Here is a 17,060-nt window from a genome sequence, read left to right as displayed (position 1 = left end):
GGGTCTATTTGGGGCAACCTTCGAGGTGGTCTGCTAACCGGTCAGTGCTTTTAGCTTTAGGGGTTTCGACCCCGCTGAAGTCACGGGAAAGGGTCGTGTCCGGCAGTGCGCTGGAACGGCCCTTTCTTTTGTTTGGGATTCGTCTTTTCTTTTGAATTTGACGCTTGGCTCAGGCTTCGAGTTTGACGATGCGCTGCTGGTGCCGGCCGCCATCAAATGGCGTGTCGAGCCATGTCTGCACGATGCCGGTCACATCGCTTTCCTCAATCATTCGCTGGCCCAGGGACAGGACGTTGGAGTCATTGTGGCGGCGGGCCATTTCGGCGGACAGCGCATTCCAGCAGACCGTGCAGCGTATGCCCTTGACCCTGTTGGCCGCGATGGCTTCGCCATTGCCCGAGCCGCCCAGAACAATGCCTCTGTCATAGTCGCCGGAGGCCACCGCGTTGGCGGCAGGGAAGACAAAGTCCGGGTAGTCGCATGCGGCGTCGCTGAAGGTTCCAAAGTCTTTGACCTCGTGACCTTGTGCGATCAGAAAGGCCTTGATCTTCTCTTTGTAGTGAAAGCCCGCATGGTCTGTGCCGATGGCAATTTTCATCACTATGTCCAGTTCGGTGTTGGTCTGGACCCAGTCATATCAAGAAAGACCCTGATGGAAACCAGATTCGCGGCCTCTCTTGATGAAATCGAGACCCGCACAGACGCGCTTGGCTTTGACATGAACTCGGGCGGGCATCAAGCGAATGTGGAATCTTATCTGGATGATCTTGGAGAGCGGGACGGATTTGCGTTCACCCAGATGGACTGGGCCACCGGTGTTGTGATGCTCGTGAAGCGCTAGCGGCTTTGTGAAAAACCGCCGGCTGGTCGTGGGGCCGTGGAGACCCTACATTGGCAGGTAAGACATTCTGCCAAAAGGAGGCATTCCCATGTTCCTGCGCAAAAAGGCCGAGATGGTGGCTGAAACAGCCGCGTTGCCGGGCCGCGATTTTGATATTCCCACCGCTGACACGCACTTTGTGAACGGTGCTGCCCTTAAGGGTCCGTACCCAGAGGGTATGGAGCAGGTGCAGTTCGGCCTTGGGTGTTTCTGGGGTGCCGAGCGCAAATTCTGGGAGCTGGACGGTGTCCATGTGACCGCTGTTGGTTATGCAGGCGGCTACACGCCCAACGCGACCTATGAAGAGGTTTGCTCTGGCCAGACCGGTCACACGGAAGTTGTGTTGGTTGTGTATGACCCCAAGAAAGTGAGCTTTGAAGCTTTGCTCAAGACGTTCTGGGAAGCTCATGATCCGACCCAGGGCATGCGTCAGGGCAACGACGTTGGCACGCAGTACCGGTCATCCATTTACACTTATACGGATGAGCAGCTTGCTGCGGCCAAGGCGTCCAAGGCGATGTATGAGGCGGAACTTGGTGCGCGGGGCTTTGACCCTGTGACGACGGAAATCCGGTCGGCGCCTCCGCTCTATTTTGCCGAGGATTACCACCAGCAGTATCTCGCCAAAAACCCAAATGGGTACTGCGGCATTGGCGGCACTGGCGTCACATGCCCGATTGGAACCGGAGTGGCTGTGGAGTAAGCCCTCCTCCAGTTTGCTAAAATATCAGACAGACTGATCCGGCTGCTGGCCGGGGACGTATTTCTGGAATGATGCAGACAACACTTTCCAACCAAATGTCGCGCCGCTGGTGGGGCTTTCTGGCCCATTCGGCTGGTTTTTCCCTGATTGCGGCGGTCTTTTTGGGCCTTTCGGCTGCAGCGAGCCATGCGGCGACCGCCGACAAGGTTCGCTCGCTTTATGGCGATCGCATCGAGTTCGGCATCTACCGGGATGGATCTCCGGTGGGCAAGCATGAGGTTCGGTTCGAAGAGCAGGATGGCGGTCTGCGGGTTCAGACTGAGTTTGATCTTGCGGTGAGTGCGCTGTTTATCACGCTCTTTCGCCTGGACTATCAATCAGATGCTGTGTGGCGTGATGGTCAGCTCGTTGCTCTTGAAGCACGGACCGATCAGAACGGGACGGTGGTGAATGTTCGCGCGCGGGCTGACGGCGGGGTGTTGAAGATCACCGGTCCCAACGGTCTTTATGAAGCTGATCTCGGATTGTTTCCGACCAACCATTGGAATGCCGGCGTGGTTGGATCGCAGCAGGTGCTGAATACGATCACCGGGCGTGTCGCTGATGTCCGCCTCGTTCCGGTCGGCGTTGAAAAAGTGGACACGGCGCACGGTGTGATTGATGCCACCAGGTACCGGTACGAAGGCGCCCTTCAGAACGAGGTCTGGTATGACTCCAACGGACGTTGGGTGCAGATGCGTTTTCTGGGGCAGGACGGGTCAAACGTCGAACTGCGCTGCCGCAAGTGCAAACCTACCGAAACCGCTGAGGCGTCGTTCTAGCTTTGCCGCGCACAACCTCCTGGAACGACAAAGGCCGGACCGCTTTTTTGCGACCGGCCTTTGACATATTGAGTTCCAGAAGCGGGTGCTAGCTGGCGTATTCCTCGGCCTTTTCGCGTGTCGCCCGGATTTCGTCCTTGTGGGCGGCCTTCATGGCCTTTTGCAGCTTTTCAAACGCCCGGACTTCGATCTGGCGCACGCGTTCGCGGCTGATGCCGTATTCCTGGCTTAGCTCTTCCAGCGTTGAAGGTTCATCCTTGAGGCGGCGCTCGGTGAGGATGTGCATTTCACGCTCGTTGAGGGTCTGCATGGAAGCGGCCAGCATCTCGCGACGGCGCAGAAGCTCTTCGCTTTCAGAGATGGTCTCTTCAGCGCTTTCGCTTTCATCTACCAGCCAGTCCTGCCACTCACCGCCATCCGCATCCGCACGCATGGGCGCGTTGAGGGACTGATCGCCCCCATTGGACATGCGACGGTTCATGTTGATCACGTCCTGCTCGGGCACGCCGAGCTTGGTGGCGATGGACTGCACGTGTTCAGGGCGCAGGTCGCCATCTTCCAGGGCGTCGATCTTGCTCTTGGCTTTGCGCAGGTTGAAGAACAGCTTCTTCTGCGCGGCTGTTGTGCCGATCTTCACCAGGGACCATGAGCGCAGGACATATTCCTGAATGGCGGCACGCACCCACCACATGGCGTAGGTCGAGAGGCGGAAGCCTTTTTCCGGGTCGAAGCGTTTTACGGCCTGCATGAGACCCACATTGCCTTCGGAAATGACCTCGGCAATCGGCAGGCCGTAGCCGCGATAGCCCATGGCAATTTTTGCGACGAGACGCAGGTGGCTTGTCACAAGGCTGTGGGCAGCGTCGGGGTCTTCGTGTTCCGCATAGCGGCGCGCGAGCATGTATTCCTGCTCTGGCTCAAGCATGGGGAATTTTCTGATCTCCTGCAGATAGCGCGTCAGGCTGCCATCTGGCGTCAGACTTGGAATGGATTTGGTCGCCATGATTAGTCTCCCCTCCGGCCCGATTTTGTTGGATTTGGGCCTGCGGTCAGGCTTTTCCCCACAGATACGCGTTTTGGCGCGCTGACGCAGGGTCCGCCTGAAGCCCTCTATATTTAGGGATTAGTGCTGAATTTTGAAGGGGCCGTTCACAGGTATTTTACAACGCTTCTAAACAGGCGAGGAGTTTGGCCATATCCGGTGGCAAATCGGCCTCGAAAATCAGCTTTTCTGCGGTTTTTGGATGGGAAAACCCCAGCAGATAGGCATGCAGGGCCTGCCGGGAAAACGCGTTAGCCACTGATTTGGCCGGCTCAGGCAGCCCATTGGCCATTGTCATGTGGCTGCGGCCATAGACGGGGTCACCAATGACGGGAATGCCTTCTTTGGTGAGGTGAACGCGGATCTGGTGGGTGCGGCCGGTTTCAAGGCGGCATTCAACCAGGGCGGCGACGGGTTTGCCCTCGGGCTCAAACCGCTTTTTGACTTCAAGATGGGTAACTGCACGGCGCCCGACGGCTTCAGATACCACGGCCATCTTTTTGCGGTCATTGGGGTGGCGGCCCAACGGCGCATCAATGGTGAACTTGCGGCGGCGGGGATGTCCCCAGACAAGGGCCCAGTAGGCGCGTTCAAGGGCACCGTCGGCCCCGTGGGACGCGAATTGTGCCGCAAGTGCCTTGTGCGCCTGATCGGTTTTTGCAGCGACCATGACGCCGGATGTTTCCTTGTCCAGCCGATGGACAATGCCAGGGCGGGCGACGCCACCAATACCAGACAGAGTGCCAGCACAGTGGTGCAGCAAGGCATTGACCAGTGTGCCGTCTTCATTGCCCGCGGCGGGATGCACGACCATGCCCGCAGGTTTGTTGATGACAATCAGATGATCATCCTCAAACAGCACTGTGAGTGGAATGTCCTGGGGCTCGGGTTCTGCCGCTTTTGCGGCGGGGTGCATGACGTCATAGGCGGTGAAGGGCTGCGCTTTTGAGGAGGCGTTTGTGATCAGCTTAGTCTTTGTTTCGTCAACGACCTGGACGCCTTCTTCCGTACACGGAGCCTCACGGGCTTCTACCTGTCCTTCTGCGATGAGGGCCTGAACGCGGGCGCGGGAAAGGTCGGGCAGGGCGTCTGCCAGCAATTTGTCGGTGCGCAGGCCGCCTGCGTCTTCGCCCACCAGAACGCGGATAAGGCTTGCGCCCAAGGGCAACTCACTGGCATGCATATCGCCAGCGTCGAGGACTTCCACGCGATAGGGCGGGGAGCCGTCTTCGTGTGCCGGCGTATCGGCAGTTTTATGTGAGGCAACAGGATCGGTCATGGCCGCTCAGGATAGCAAACCCGCAGGCGATGCGGGCGAGATTGAAGAAATAGACGAAGCAACTGCGCGGACGCAGCGAGTGTTGCTTATCACCGTCATTGTGCTGGGTATCCTGCTGATTATCGGCTTTGCCATTGTGGTGGCAACCATAGCCTCACGCATATCATCTTCTGGCGACGAGGCCGAGGTCGCGCCTGAGCCTGTGATTGCGGTCACTCAGGCGGGAGACTTTGAAGTGCCTGTTCCTGCCGGATATCAGGTCCATGCGGTCACCGGTGATGAGCGGCGGCTGGTCATTCATCTGGTCAGCGAGGGTCAGCCCGAGCGGATCATGGTGGTCAATACGCGCTCAGGCCAGGTGGTCCGCTCTTTGGTGCTGACGCCTGCGGTTCCTTAGGACTTTTCTGCCTTATCGGCTGACCTCACGCTGCACGCTTCCTGCGTCTGCTGCGGACAAGCATAAATCCACCAAGCAAAAGCGCAGCCCCGATCACGGCGAACAGCGTGTTGCGGCTTGACGGATTGACCAGGGTTTCCGCGGCCGAGAACCTTGCCTCGCACCACCAGTTGCACTCACCTTCAAAGAAAACCTCTGGGCGCAGGGCCAGCGGGGGCTCAGGCGTGACCACATTATTGGTAGCGGCAAAATCCTCATAGGCTTGCACCATCTCTGCCAGCTTCTCGGGAAACTGGTCTGCCAGGTTGGCGGTCGCGCTGGGATCAGCTGCAATGTCGAATAGTTCCCATTCGCTGTTGCCGACAGGTGGACCGAGGAAGACGGCTTTCATATTGCCCTTCCTCACCATGCGGTTGCCGAACAGTTCGGTGACGATTGGCCGGGTGTCGTCGCCTTCGTCACTTGCCAGAATGGGCAGGATCGACCGGCCACGTGGCTGGAGTTTTCCCTCATAGACCGGGTGGTTTTGGGATGTGATGCCCGCCAGCTCGTAGAGCGTTGGTGCCAGGTCCGTCACATGGCCCGTGCTGTTGCGGATTACTCCGCGCTCAAGGCCCGGGCCGGAAATGATCATCGGCGATCTGACGCCGCCTTCAGCCACGGTGGCCTTGAACAGCCGGAAGGGCGTGTTGCTGCTGTTGGCCCAGTCGCGGCCCATGGTTGTGAAGGAGCCCGCCTGTCCCATGCGCTCCGGGCTTTGATCGTAATTGTCGTGCAACCACTCGCGGGTGTTTCCCCGATAAACAATCGGCGTGGTGACCGATGCACCATTGTCAGACAGGAAAACAATGTAGGTGTTGTCGAGGCGACCGGTCTCTTCCAGTCGTGCAACCACTCTGCCCAACTGTTGATCCAGCAGTTCGACCATGGCGGCGTAGATTTCCATCCGCCGGATGTCGGTGGCGCGTTCTTCTGGTGATCGTTCAGCCCATGGCGCTTTGTAGGATGGCAGCCAGCTTGGGAAATTTAGCGGGGCATCCAGTTGGCTGTCCGGACTGATTAGGCCCAGTTCCACCAGACGCTGCCGCCGTTGCTCTTTTTCAGCAGCCGGGCCGTCATCAAAGACACCCTTGTAGCGATCAAGCCAGTTGTCAGGAACCTGAAGCGGGTCATGAGGTGCCGTGTAGGCGAGATAGGCAAAGAACGGTGTGTCGGAGGCGCCATCCATGTATTCGATGATTTTGTCGGTGTAGCCGATGCTGGAGTAGAAATCGTCCGGCAGTTCGGTCGGCTTGCCGTCTTCCAGGTAGGTGACAGTTTCAAGAACACCAATTTGGCGTTGATCCGCGAAGTGGCTGGATGCGCCTTCCAGCAGGCCAAAGGCACGATCAAAGCCACGATTGTGTGGCCGCTGGTCCTCATCGATCGCCAGATGCCATTTGCCGCTCATCATCGTGGCGTACCCATTTGCCTTCAGCATTTCTGCGACGGTGACCACGCCGTCATGCAGCTGGGCGCCGTACTCTATCCGGCCAAGTTGGTTGGGTGCCTGCAGGGTGTGCATGGTGCCAACGCCGGCGGCGTGATTGCTCACGCCGGTCATCAGCATGGAGCGGGTGGGAGAGCAGGTTGGCGCAACGTAGAAGTTGGACATGAAGGTGCCGCGTTCTGCCAGGGCGTCAATGTGTGGCGTGCGGATCTTGCTGCCAAGGAAACCGGGGTCCGACCAGCCCATGTCATCGACCATGACGACCAGAAAATTGGGCTTCTCGATCCGTTGGGGCGTCTGGGCCGGTTGGGCCGCCTCGACGGCTTCGGGCGACTCGACTGGTTGTGCCCTTGCAGATGTCAGCGACAGGCCCGCAGCGAGCGTTAGTGCGGCAAGTGAAACCAGTGTTTTTCTTGTTGATCGAACGTGCATGCTTCGTCCCCTGTCGACAGATTTGGGACGGACCATATCAGGCTCCACGGCCAGCCGCAGCAATTACTGTTCGATTGACCAGTGAAAATCAAATGTGGTGACGCCTACACGAGGGAGGGCTGGCCGCTTAGGCGGATACGCCATCACGCAGGGCACGGATGCGGTCTGACAGGGTGGGTTCCTTGGGCGCCGCTGCTGCTGCGACCTGCTGTTCTGGCTGCTCTGGCTGCTGATCGGGTTCCGGTTCAGCTTGCTGGTCTGGCTGCTGGTCAGGCTCGGCCTGCTCTGCGTTCTGGTCTGAACCTTGATCGTATGCGGCGTCATCACTGACGAATTGCTGGGCCGGATCGTGCGCTGCAACCTCAGGTGTGGGCGCAGCTGCGTCTGCAGGTGCTTCGGTCGCGACTGTCTCGTCATAGGCGACAGGGGCAGCAACAGAAGGTGAAGCCGGGGCTGCTTCCGGGTGAAGGGACTGGGCAATCTCGTGATGGGATTCACCCAGGCCGGCGATTTCTGAACTCAGGGCTTCTGCACGGCTGCCAAGGTCGGCTGCCTCACGGCCCAGTGAATCTGCCCGGGCACCGAGATTGCGGACGTTGTCGGCAAGAGCCTGCATCTGGCTCTCGCTTTCCGCGAGCAAGGCATCGCGATTGGCGATTTCCTGTTCGAGGGTCACGCGGGTTTCTTCCAGCGCGCTTACGCGGCTTGAGGCCTCAGAGGAAATCTTGTCGCGCGATGCCTCAAGCTGCTGGATTTCAGTGAGCAAGCTGCCCTCACGGGCTGCAATCTTGCCTTCGTATTTTTTGGAAACATGATCGCTTGCCTCGTTAAAGGCTGCGGAGTGGACATCCTGTCGGACGCGTTCCGTTGTAACTTTGGCAGCCCGCGCCCACAGCAGTGGTGCAAGGGCCAAGGCAGCAAGTGCCATTATCAACACGCCCAGAAGGACAAGCATCAGTGCTTCGGCCATGGTGTACTCAACCCCAACTCGGCACCGGCAGAAATACGTTGCAGCCGGTGCTCTACGCCCCAAATTAGGGATGATGGCTTCCCCAAGCGCATCCCATCTGCGCAGATTGCCAAAAACGCAGGAAAGTTGCCACCTTGTTGGCAAAACACCGTTAAACTGACCCCATGAACGACACCCGTGACCAGACCAGCGACGTTGTAGCACCGGCACCAGATATGATGGCTGCCGTTGAAGCACCATTGGCTGATGTCGAGCCGATTGATGGTGAGTTTGACCATTCGGGCGCTGGCGACGTGGAATGGTATGAGGACGGCGGTCGTAAAACGGCACTGGGGGCCTGGGCTGGCGTGGCTGTGCTCAGTTACGCAACCATGCAGGTCACAGGGTATTTTGCAGATTGGCCATTTGTGGCTCTGGTGGCCGGTGCGGTGGGGTATTTTGCGGTTCGTGGCGTTGCTGTGGTCTTGGCAGAACTCAAACGGCGTACCAACCCAGCCTGAATGCAGTATGAATGGCGTGCAAAAAAACTCTCTCCGCAGGCTGAGGGATTTGTTGTGCTGGGCGAAAACATGGGGTCAACTTGTTTTGCAAACAATTTGTGACACAGGGGAATATTGCATGTCATTCAAACCATCATTTGGCATTGCCGCGGCTGCTGCCGTTGGCCTGGCTTTCGGGACTGTTTCGCTGGGTAGCCCGGCACAGGCAGAAGAGTATTACGAAGAAGAAGTCATCATCGAGGAGACCTACGAGGAGGTCATCGAGGAGACTTATGAGGAAGAAATCATCGAGGAAACCTACGAAGAAGAGATCATCGAGGAAACCTACGAAGAAGAAATCATCGAAGAATACTACGAAGAGTAGGCTGTTTTCTGGTCGCAGCATCAGGATCAATGCTGATTTTGAAGAGGGCGCTGAGGGCATTGCATCAGCGCCCTTTTTTTGTTCATACGTTTTGGCGCACAATCGGGCGTGTGAAATTGGGTCTAAATGGATTTGGGCGGAACCCGGTATGAAGCGAGTGTTGGGCGTTGGGCAGACTTCGCCAAAACTCTGTGGGCTGATTTTTGGCGTCGTCGCTGCGGTGGCCGTGGGCGGTTCAGCCCTGGCGCAGGACGGCAGCTTTTTCACCAATGATATGTTCATCGAAGAAGACGTGATGATTGAAGGGGCGTTTGATTCCGGCATCGTCGTGGAAACCTTTGACGAGACCATCGAGGAAGACGACGAGGCTTATGCGCCTGACGAGCAGGACTACGAAGACGAGTAAGCGGACTGGGATATGTCAGCAGACATGAAAAACGCCGACGCTCTTTTTTGAGAGGCCGGCGTTTTCAGTTTGAATAGGGACTCAAGCCTAGAAGGGCAGGATGCGCCGTTCGCGTGTGTAGCTGAGATACCCGACATTGGCACCCGCGCGCAGGCCAGCGCCAGCGCGCATGGGTGCAAGGATTACGTCACCCGCCTGCTGATAGTTCACACCTACACCGCCGATCACGTAGAGCGACCCTTCAACACCGGGGAAGCGGCGATAGATGCCGTCAATGTTCGGCAGGTTGTAGACGAGGGTGAACACTTTTGAGGCGTTGCCGCCAAGGTCCCAGCCAATGGACGGACCCTGCCAGTAGACCTTTTGAACCCGGCCCGGTTTCATGTGGATGCTGCCACTGCCATAACGCAGGCCAACACCTATGGCGCCTGAGCCTTCTTCGCCGACGATGTAGGCGTTGGGGCGGCCCTGATCCGCGAAGACCTTGCTGACAGCCTTGGCCATGTCTTCCGATACGTCGCCGAAGAAGCCACGTACCGCCTGGACGATTTCATCTTCAGAGTAAGTGCCATTGGTCTCAGCGGCAGCGGGTGCTGTGAGAAACAGGAACGACGCCAAAACCATTGCGGGCATTGCTATTGCAGTCTTCAGGAAGTCCATAGCCGTGTCCTCCATGTTGCCAGCAAGCAGGTAAGCGCTGGCCTGTTTTACGGATCGCTTACTCAGATGATGGCAGTCCAAAGAGATCAGATGGCGTGCCTGGTTCCTGAGGGGTTGCAGGTGCTGGTGCCTGTGCAGCGGGCTGCTGAACAGAGGGCGCATTGGGGTCCAACAGATCCTCAGGGCAGGGGAAACCGCGTTCAATGATGGCGGCAATCACGGTGAACGCTGGTGTGCCTTCAAGTTCAGGCTGTTCCTTGCGCAGGGTCGTGAGGCGATCCGCAATGGCGCTCAGCTTTGGCTGTTTGTCGACTTCGATACAGAACTGACCGGTCGGCATAAGCTCCGGGGGGGCCATAAGCACGTGCAGCGCGCCTGCCACATACCCGGCACAGAATGCTGATTCTTCCGCGGCTTCGTTTTCGCAGAAGTTGTCCACCAGCTCCTTTGTGGAAACCCATTGCGCATTTGCTGGCTGCGGCATGAGGAAAAATGCCGTTACGGCGGCAGCCACTGCGCATGTCAGGGCACCTGATGTCTTTGGAGCAGATGCGGCGCTGGCTGATGAGCGCAGGAGAGACAAAATCTTCATGGTCGTTGGTTTCCTCAGATCTGGCCGCAGGCGGTCAGTTGGTTCTCGTTGTGCTGCTGCGGAATGCCACCTTGTATAAGGGCGACTTTTCTTCTGTGTTCTCGATATCGTGCGGGCAGCTTCTTGTACATGCCGTATTTGTGCATGAGGTAAATGTGATGTTCAGTGACTAATGGCTGTCTCTGGCATCAATAAGGCAAGTGGTTAATTCGGCTATGACCTCGGAAGACGACCAGATTACTTCCAGCGGCCATTCTTCTGCGGAGGACAAAGGCCCCGCAAAAGAAGCCAAACAGCCGCGTCATAGCGTCCTGAGGCGCATTCGCTGGTGGGTGCTGGGGCTTTTCCTAGTCCTGGCGCTTGGGATTGCGGGCGTTGTTCATTATCTGCCGTCGCTGGCGCGTCCTATTGTGCTGTCAGCGGCTGCAGACTTGGGGCTTGTGGGCCTTGATCTGCAGTTTGACGAGATCAACTGGCGCAAGGCGACGCTTTCAAATGTGACCGTGGGTCGTGGTGGTGAGGCAGATGACACGCTGTCTGTTGGCCGGATTGACCTCACCTACACACCCGTGGACCTGTGGGCAGGGCGCATCGGCACCGTGTCTTTGCGCGATCTGGTTCTCCGCGGACGGCTGGTTGATGGCGCCCCGGACTTTGGTGCTCTCAATCCACTCATTGATCGACTGACGACACCTGGCGACCCATCGACGGCGACGGAACAGACAGCGGTGCCGTTGGATCGGGTGGATCTAAGTAACGGAACGCTCTTTCTGGCGACGCCTGACGGAGACGTTGAGGTCGGCCTTGATGGTTTTCTTGATGTTGCCGCAGACACATCAGCTCTGGTTTCCGGTTTTGATCTTCGCCTGAGTGGTGATCTTGCAAGCGGCGGTGGGCGGATAGATGCCACGAGTGATGTGGACGGTCAGGCGCTGCGCCTTACGTCTTTCACTCTTGAAAGCGACCATGACCGACTTCCCGGGAAGATCTCGCTGTCGGATGTCAATGCCGCGATGCGCCTGGGTGAGGCGGGGAGTGTAGACGCAACCATCGCAGGCGACCTGACATTTGTAGAGCATTCAGGTCAGCCGCTGCCTGTCACATATGCTTCTGCGCCGGTTGATCTGACTGCGCGTTTTGATCTTGAAGAGGGTTCGGGTTCCTTCTCCCTGCGCCAGTGCATGCCGATTGCCTTGAAGGCGGCGGCAGATGCTGTCTGGAAACTGGAAGACTTGCAGCTCTGCCCCGCAGCGGCACACCCTGTGCTCAGTATTGATGTTGCTTCGACGTTGCTGCGGTCAGATTTCAGTCTGATGCCCGCCCGTATTGAACTCGCTGACACGCTCAACGGTGTGTTGCCGCAGATGGATACTACAATTCGTCAGGGTACAGATGGTCAGGTTGTTGCGTCGATGGCGGTAAAGGGTGGCAATCTTGCGTTGCCGCAACAGGCCCTGCGTCTGGAAAACATATCTGCCGACGTTACCGTGGCGCCGGGCGGTTCTGGACAGCTTGGACGTCTGGATATCGATCGTGTGCGGGTGACCGATACACAGGCTGCCAAGCGGTTTGCCGCTATCGAGGCAACAGCTTCCCTGTCGCTTGATGGTCTTGGCGAAGATGGATTGCTGGCCAGCCGCCTTAAGGGCCCTGTCACCATCAAGACGCCGGCCGGCGTTGTTCTGACAAGTGCCACTCTCAGTCATGGCCTTGCCTCCGGTGAGGGGCAGCTTGATTTCAAGGCCGGGCCTTTGGCGTTTGCAGAGGATGGACTGCAGCCACAGGAGCTTGCGCCGGTGCTGTTGGGGGTTGTGGCTGCCGTATCCGGAGAGGTTTCAGCCAGTGGTACTATTGCGTGGGACAATACCGGTGTGCGGCGGTCGTCGGCGCGAACAGAGCTTGTAAATGTCGGGCTTCAGGCCTCGGCGGCACGATTTGCACAGGTCTCCGGTGACATAGAGTTTTCCAGTCTTGTTCCGGTTCGCACACGCGGCACGCAAGCGGTCTCGATTGGCGTTCTGGATGCCGGACTTCCCCTTGCAGGCGGCATTGCGCTGGTGCGGGTTGAAGGGGGCGGCGATGTCATCATCGAGAATGCGCAATGGCCGTTTGCTGGCGGCCAACTCGTGCTTACTTCGGGTGCGCTCAATACGCGTGCGGATGTTCAACGGGCTGAACTTGCCGCCTTGAGTGTCAATCTGACGGAGCTTCTCAATCTGGTGGAGATGGAGGGGCTTTCGGGCGAAGGCGTTTTGGGCGGCGCGGTCCCAATCGAAATTCGCGACGGGTCGGTCTATGTCACGCAGGCGAAACTTGCAGCTGAACCAGGAGGCGTTGTCCGGTATCAAAATGCGAGCACCGATGCGGCGGGTCAAACCGCTGAAGGCGCGAATATCGCGTTTCAGGCGCTGGAGAACTTTCATTTTCAGGTCTTGAGCCTCGAGATTGATGGGCCTGTTGATGGTGAACTGACGCTTAAAATCACGCTTCAGGGTGCGAACCCGGATTTGCTTGAGGGCTATCCGGTGCATCTCAACATCAGCACCCAGGGGGCCTTTTTGGACCTTCTGAGGCGCGGTACCGTTGGCTTCAGGGCGCTTGACGTGGTGACCGGCAAGGAAAACCTGGACGGGCTTAGTGTTGAGCGTGTGGGGCCGGAGCCGTAAGCTCATGGAAAGTTGCCTACACCGGGTAGGCCGTTCATACAGGGTTCAGCGACGCGGACCTTAAATGACACACATGACAGAATGCAGGTTGGTTCAATGAGCAATGCGCAGAGCAATGCAGACGTGTTTTTCCGCCAGAGTGCCGGTCGACGGCTGCCAGTGATTGCTGGCTTGCTGGCGCTTGGGGTTGCGGCTTGCACGCCCACCATTCAGGTGCAGGCGCCCGACAAGCCTATTGAGATCAATCTCAATGTAAAAATTGAGCAGGAAATCCGCATCAAGGTTGACCGTGAACTTGATGATCTGTTTGCCAACAATCCGGACCTATTCTAGGAGCCGTTATGCGAGAGATGAAAAACATGACCGCACTTTCCATAGCCCGTTCGCGCAGTCAGTCGGCATCACAGCTTCACCGCTTTGCCCTGCTTTCCGGCCTTGTTGTCCTGCTTGCGCTTGCATTTTCAGCGTTTTCTCCTGCCTATGCTCTGACGCTCGATGAGGCCAAGGCACAAGGCGTGGTCGGTGAAATGTCGACCGGTTATGTCGGGTATCCCTCAGCGCCATCGGCTGCCGTCAAGCAGCTGGGTGACGGGGTCAACCTTGGCCGCAAGGCCCAGTACGGTCAGATCGCAGCCTCGCAGGGTACGTCTCTTTCTGTTGTTGAGCAGCTGGCGGGAAGCAAGCTGGTTGGGCAGGCGCCTGCCGGGCAGTATGTGAATGATGGTTCGGGCTGGCGGCGCAAATAGCGTTTGCCCCGGGCCCGGATAAAACCGGGCGGTGGCCAATGACGACCGTCCCAAATTGGGACGGTCCGGGTGCCTCATCTTGGCAGACGTCCAGCTGACTGGCTGGACAACACACACATAAATTTCTCCACAGACCCGGTATTTGCCTTGTTTGCTGCGCCTTGCCGGGCTGCAGGTGAGGCTTTGGGCAATCGGCATGGGCGTTGCAGCTATGTGGGTGCTGGCGTTTCGGGACACATGGAGCGCGCAGCACGCATATCGGGTTTTCTGCTTCTTACTGCTCCTCTGGCAGCCTGGATGTAGCCCGAAAATGCAGTTCTGTCCCCTCGCGGGCCTGCTTTTGCGGGCCATGTGAGGCGGTCAGGCCGGCGCGGCCCCCAAACTGTCGGGGGGCTATTTGGGAGGCCGCCGCCGGCCACTTTTCAAAATGTTCAGTCCTACCAAGATGCCAGAGCCGTGCTGCCACGTGTGGCAATTGGCGTTGCTTGCCCACAAGGCAGTGACCACGGTAGGTTTGACTTAGATCATTTGTACAAAACCCTATATTCGTGGTGTGCCTAATGCCGGATTTTTCAGGCGATGCCGGGCTAAGTGAAGTTGCAGAAACCGCAGGATATTCACCTGCGCTGCCGCGAGATGCGTCCAGCCCCTGTGTGAGCTGCGACGTACGCACCCAGGCTGTGTGCGCGGTTTTGACTGATGATGAGCTTGGTGGTCTGGCGAAACTCACGCAGACCAATACGTATGAGGCTGGTGAAACGCTGTTTTTCGAAGGCGATTCCGTGGGGGCCTGTTTCATCGTGCAGGCGGGGGCTTTGAAGCTCTACAAGCTGCTGCCAGACGGACGTCGGCAAATTACCGGGTTTCTTTTCAAGGGTGACTTTCTGGGCATGAACCCAGCTGCTGAGTATGGCTATACGGCAGAGGTGCTTGAACCGGTCCGGGCATGTTCGCTGCCGTCTGAAAAGATGCAGGAGCTGATTGATACCTACCCCAAGCTTTCCAACCGGCTGTTGAACCTGGCGTCCATGGAGTTGGCCGTCGCGCAGGAGCAGATGCTGCTGTTGGGCCGCAAGACGGCCCAGGAACGCATCGCGTCTTTTCTGCTTTGGTTGTCCCGCAGGTCCGATGATCGCGGTGAAGAAGCCAATCCGGTGCGCGTCCCCATGAGTCGAAGTGACATGGGGGACTATCTGGGTCTGACAGTTGAAACTGTGAGCCGGTCGATCACCAAGCTGAAGACCAGTGGTGTCATCACCCTCAAAGAGGGCAACCGGGTCGAAATCAGTGACCTTGATATGATGGAAGCCATTGCCGCCGGTGATGGAGCCTAGCGGGACTGCCTGCTAGTACGCTGATGGGTCGCCTTTGGCGATGAAGAACGGGTTTGCGAGCCCGTCCGCACTTTTTCCATATAGAAACGGGGTTCCATCCAGCCGGGTGATCGTACCGCCTGCTGCGGTGAGCACGGCATGGCCTGCTGCTGTATCCCATTCCATGGTGCGACCATGGCGGGGATAGATGTCCGCATCACCACGCGCCACCACACAGAACTTCAGCGAAGACCCTGCCGTCACAATGTCACGCACGTTGTAGTGGTTGAGAAATTCTTCCGTCTTTTGATCGCGATGGCTGCGGCTGGCGATTGCCACCAGTCCATCAGCAGGCATTGTCCGGGTTGTGATGGTGCGCGGCGCATCAGCGTCGGCTGGCTTGTGCGCATCGACCTTGATTTCGTGCGCACCCAGATCGTTGGCTCCGGCATAGAGAAGTGACTTGGCCGGCGCGTAGACAACGCCTGCTGTTGCCACGCCTTTTTCCACCAGGGCGATGTTCACGGTGAACTCACCGTTGCGCTTGATGTATTCGCGGGTCCCGTCCAAGGGGTCCACCAGAAAGAACCGGTCGCCGAAATCGGGCACATGGCCGGCAGCGGCTGCTTCTTCAGACACGACAGGAATATCGGGAAATGCTTTGGCGAGCCGGGCGAGGATGATGTCCTCGGCGGCCTGGTCCGCTTCCGTAACCGGGGATTTATCGTCTTTTTCGGTCACTTTGATGGGGCGCTCATACAGGGTCATGATGCGCGCGCCGGCGTCGATGGAGATATCTGTGAGTTCGGTCAGCAATGAAGTGTCAGGCACAGGCGGGCTCGATCTGTCTGGAATTCGCACGTTGAAGGGGCGGGATAGTTCCGCCGTGCACGACGTAGAACACGGTTGGGAAGGGCACTCTTCTTTGCACGATCGGTCTGCGAAGTGTATCAAAAATTGGACATGGTGATTCGGTTCCAATGCCGGAACGGTGCAGGAGAAACAGCGTAATGACGGGCGAATTTGCAACGAACGACAATACTGCTGGTGCTGGCTCAGGATCTGGCTCAGGACCCGGAGCAGGCGAAACTGATGGCCCGGATCAGCTGGAATTTGCAGCTCTTCTTTGTTCACGCGTTTGCCATGACGTAATCAGCCCCGTTGGGGCCATCGTCAATGGTCTTGAAGTGCTTGAGGAAGAAGAAGATCAGGAAATGCGTGAACACGCCCTGATCCTGATTGCCAAAAGTGCGCTGCAGGCGTCTGCAAAACTCCAGTTTGCGCGGCTTGCTTTCGGGGCTTCCGGTTCAGCCGGCGCCCATATCGAAATCGCTGATGCCCGCCGGGCGGCTGAAGGCCTGATGGAAGGCGGACGGATTACGCTGGCGTGGGACACCAAACCAGCAGCCCTGCACAAGACGCGGCTGAAACTGTTAATGAATTTGCTTCAGTTCGCGACCGGCGCGGTTCCGCGTGGCGGCGAACTCAATATCATTGTTGAAAATGGTAATGAGGGCATGGTGATCGTTGCCACGGGGCCGCGGGCGCGTATTCCTGAACACTCAAATCTGGCTGAGGGCGACAAGTTTGACGGATTGCCTGACAGCCGGGCCATCCAGCCTTATTTGATTGGCTTGCTTGGAAAACAGTTGGATGCGTCCCTGAAAGTCGAGCAGGCCATGGAGGAAGGGCCAGTTACCTTCGCCATCAGCTATGGCCCGAATGCCACCGTGGACGATGGCATGATTGGGTAATTACACACCTATGGGTTGTGTGGTTACCGACATCGCACGCTATTTC

20 protein-coding genes are annotated in these 17,060 nt (G+C 57.8%); 12 read left to right on the top strand and 8 right to left on the bottom strand.

Going from position 1 to position 17,060, the window contains the following annotated elements:
* Nucleotides 1-169 precede the first annotated feature (169 nt).
* On the bottom strand, nucleotides 170-598 hold the full coding sequence (gene rpiB / locus ABXH05_RS03050) for a ribose 5-phosphate isomerase B (protein WP_353559724.1): 429 nt from the start codon (nucleotides 596-598) through the stop codon (nucleotides 170-172).
* 54 nt (nucleotides 599-652) lie between these two features.
* On the opposite strand from rpiB, the gene ABXH05_RS03045 reads away from it, so the two are divergent.
* From ABXH05_RS03045 to ABXH05_RS03035, 3 genes are all read left to right on the top strand, one after another.
* The gene (locus ABXH05_RS03045; RefSeq protein WP_353559723.1) at nucleotides 653-841 is read left to right on the top strand and encodes a hypothetical protein; all 189 of its coding nucleotides are present in this window, start codon (nucleotides 653-655) and stop codon (nucleotides 839-841) included.
* 88 nt (nucleotides 842-929) lie between these two features.
* The gene (gene msrA, locus ABXH05_RS03040) at nucleotides 930-1,583 is read left to right on the top strand and encodes a peptide-methionine (S)-S-oxide reductase MsrA (protein ID WP_353559722.1); all 654 of its coding nucleotides are present in this window, start codon (nucleotides 930-932) and stop codon (nucleotides 1,581-1,583) included.
* A gap of 68 nt (nucleotides 1,584-1,651) precedes the next feature.
* A complete protein-coding gene (locus tag ABXH05_RS03035) occupies nucleotides 1,652-2,404 on the top strand; it encodes a DUF6134 family protein (protein WP_353559721.1) in 753 nt (250 codons plus the stop codon).
* Nucleotides 2,405-2,492: 88 nt separating this feature from the next.
* On the opposite strand, the gene rpoH is transcribed toward ABXH05_RS03035, so the two are convergent.
* On the bottom strand, nucleotides 2,493-3,407 hold the full coding sequence (gene rpoH / locus ABXH05_RS03030; RefSeq protein ID WP_353559720.1) for an RNA polymerase sigma factor RpoH: 915 nt from the start codon (nucleotides 3,405-3,407) through the stop codon (nucleotides 2,493-2,495).
* A 157-nt stretch (nucleotides 3,408-3,564) separates the two neighbouring features.
* Nucleotides 3,565-4,629: an RluA family pseudouridine synthase gene (locus ABXH05_RS03025; RefSeq protein WP_353560970.1), complete on the bottom strand. Its 1,065-nt coding sequence runs from the start codon at nucleotides 4,627-4,629 to the stop codon at nucleotides 3,565-3,567.
* Between the two features lie 94 nt (nucleotides 4,630-4,723).
* Between ABXH05_RS03025 and ABXH05_RS03020 the strand changes: the two genes are divergently transcribed.
* Complete coding sequence (locus tag ABXH05_RS03020; RefSeq protein WP_353559719.1) at nucleotides 4,724-5,122, top strand: hypothetical protein; 399 nt, start codon at nucleotides 4,724-4,726, stop codon at nucleotides 5,120-5,122.
* Nucleotides 5,123-5,147: 25 nt separating this feature from the next.
* Here ABXH05_RS03020 and ABXH05_RS03015 read toward each other — a convergent pair whose 3' ends face one another.
* Nucleotides 5,148-7,043 carry an arylsulfatase gene (locus ABXH05_RS03015; RefSeq protein WP_353559718.1) on the bottom strand — a complete coding sequence of 632 codons (1,896 nt, stop codon included), beginning with the start codon at nucleotides 7,041-7,043 and terminating at the stop codon, nucleotides 5,148-5,150.
* Nucleotides 7,044-7,170: 127 nt separating this feature from the next.
* Entirely contained in the window at nucleotides 7,171-8,013 is an 843-nt protein-coding gene (locus tag ABXH05_RS03010) for a hypothetical protein (protein WP_353559717.1), read from the bottom strand.
* Between the two features lie 164 nt (nucleotides 8,014-8,177).
* Between ABXH05_RS03010 and ABXH05_RS03005 the strand changes: the two genes are divergently transcribed.
* From ABXH05_RS03005 to ABXH05_RS02995, 3 genes are all read left to right on the top strand, one after another.
* On the top strand, nucleotides 8,178-8,513 hold the full coding sequence (locus tag ABXH05_RS03005) for a hypothetical protein (protein WP_353559716.1): 336 nt from the start codon (nucleotides 8,178-8,180) through the stop codon (nucleotides 8,511-8,513).
* Nucleotides 8,514-8,631: 118 nt separating this feature from the next.
* Nucleotides 8,632-8,877, top strand: a complete 246-nt coding sequence (locus ABXH05_RS03000; protein ID WP_353559715.1) for a hypothetical protein — start codon at nucleotides 8,632-8,634, stop codon at nucleotides 8,875-8,877.
* A gap of 148 nt (nucleotides 8,878-9,025) precedes the next feature.
* A complete protein-coding gene (locus tag ABXH05_RS02995; protein ID WP_353559714.1) occupies nucleotides 9,026-9,283 on the top strand; it encodes a hypothetical protein in 258 nt (85 codons plus the stop codon).
* 87 nt (nucleotides 9,284-9,370) lie between these two features.
* Here the strand turns inward: ABXH05_RS02995 and ABXH05_RS02990 are convergent, their stop codons facing one another.
* Both ABXH05_RS02990 and ABXH05_RS02985 read right to left on the bottom strand, forming a co-directional pair.
* A complete protein-coding gene (locus ABXH05_RS02990) occupies nucleotides 9,371-9,943 on the bottom strand; it encodes a DUF1134 domain-containing protein (RefSeq protein WP_353559713.1) in 573 nt (190 codons plus the stop codon).
* Between the two features lie 58 nt (nucleotides 9,944-10,001).
* A complete protein-coding gene (locus ABXH05_RS02985) occupies nucleotides 10,002-10,535 on the bottom strand; it encodes a Rap1a/Tai family immunity protein (RefSeq protein WP_353559712.1) in 534 nt (177 codons plus the stop codon).
* 215 nt (nucleotides 10,536-10,750) lie between these two features.
* On the opposite strand from ABXH05_RS02985, the gene ABXH05_RS02980 reads away from it, so the two are divergent.
* The 4 genes from ABXH05_RS02980 to ABXH05_RS02965 all read left to right on the top strand — a co-directional run bounded on the left by ABXH05_RS02980 (nucleotide 10,751) and on the right by ABXH05_RS02965 (nucleotide 15,281).
* Nucleotides 10,751-13,201: an intermembrane phospholipid transport YdbH family protein gene (locus ABXH05_RS02980; protein WP_353559711.1), complete on the top strand. Its 2,451-nt coding sequence runs from the start codon at nucleotides 10,751-10,753 to the stop codon at nucleotides 13,199-13,201.
* A gap of 96 nt (nucleotides 13,202-13,297) precedes the next feature.
* A complete protein-coding gene (locus ABXH05_RS02975) occupies nucleotides 13,298-13,534 on the top strand; it encodes a YnbE family lipoprotein (RefSeq protein ID WP_353559710.1) in 237 nt (78 codons plus the stop codon).
* A 26-nt stretch (nucleotides 13,535-13,560) separates the two neighbouring features.
* Nucleotides 13,561-13,947, top strand: coding sequence for a YdbL family probable chaperone protein (locus ABXH05_RS02970; protein WP_353559709.1), 387 nt, complete (start codon nucleotides 13,561-13,563; stop codon nucleotides 13,945-13,947).
* Between the two features lie 560 nt (nucleotides 13,948-14,507).
* Nucleotides 14,508-15,281, top strand: a complete 774-nt coding sequence (locus ABXH05_RS02965; RefSeq protein ID WP_353559708.1) for a Crp/Fnr family transcriptional regulator — start codon at nucleotides 14,508-14,510, stop codon at nucleotides 15,279-15,281.
* A 12-nt stretch (nucleotides 15,282-15,293) separates the two neighbouring features.
* Here ABXH05_RS02965 and cysQ read toward each other — a convergent pair whose 3' ends face one another.
* Nucleotides 15,294-16,121 (bottom strand): 3'(2'),5'-bisphosphate nucleotidase CysQ, encoded by an 828-nt coding sequence (gene cysQ, locus ABXH05_RS02960; RefSeq protein WP_461496169.1) that lies wholly within the window; start codon nucleotides 16,119-16,121, stop codon nucleotides 15,294-15,296.
* 149 nt (nucleotides 16,122-16,270) lie between these two features.
* Here cysQ and ABXH05_RS02955 point away from each other — a divergent pair, with 149 nt between their 5' ends.
* Nucleotides 16,271-17,014: a histidine phosphotransferase family protein gene (locus tag ABXH05_RS02955; RefSeq protein WP_353559706.1), complete on the top strand. Its 744-nt coding sequence runs from the start codon at nucleotides 16,271-16,273 to the stop codon at nucleotides 17,012-17,014.
* Nucleotides 17,015-17,060 lie beyond the last annotated feature (46 nt).

The sequence above is a fragment of the Pyruvatibacter sp. HU-CL02332 genome, assembly GCF_040362765.1.
Lineage (GTDB): Bacteria > Pseudomonadota > Alphaproteobacteria > CGMCC-115125 > CGMCC-115125 > Pyruvatibacter.
This window is presented reverse-complemented; position numbering and strand designations above follow the sequence as displayed.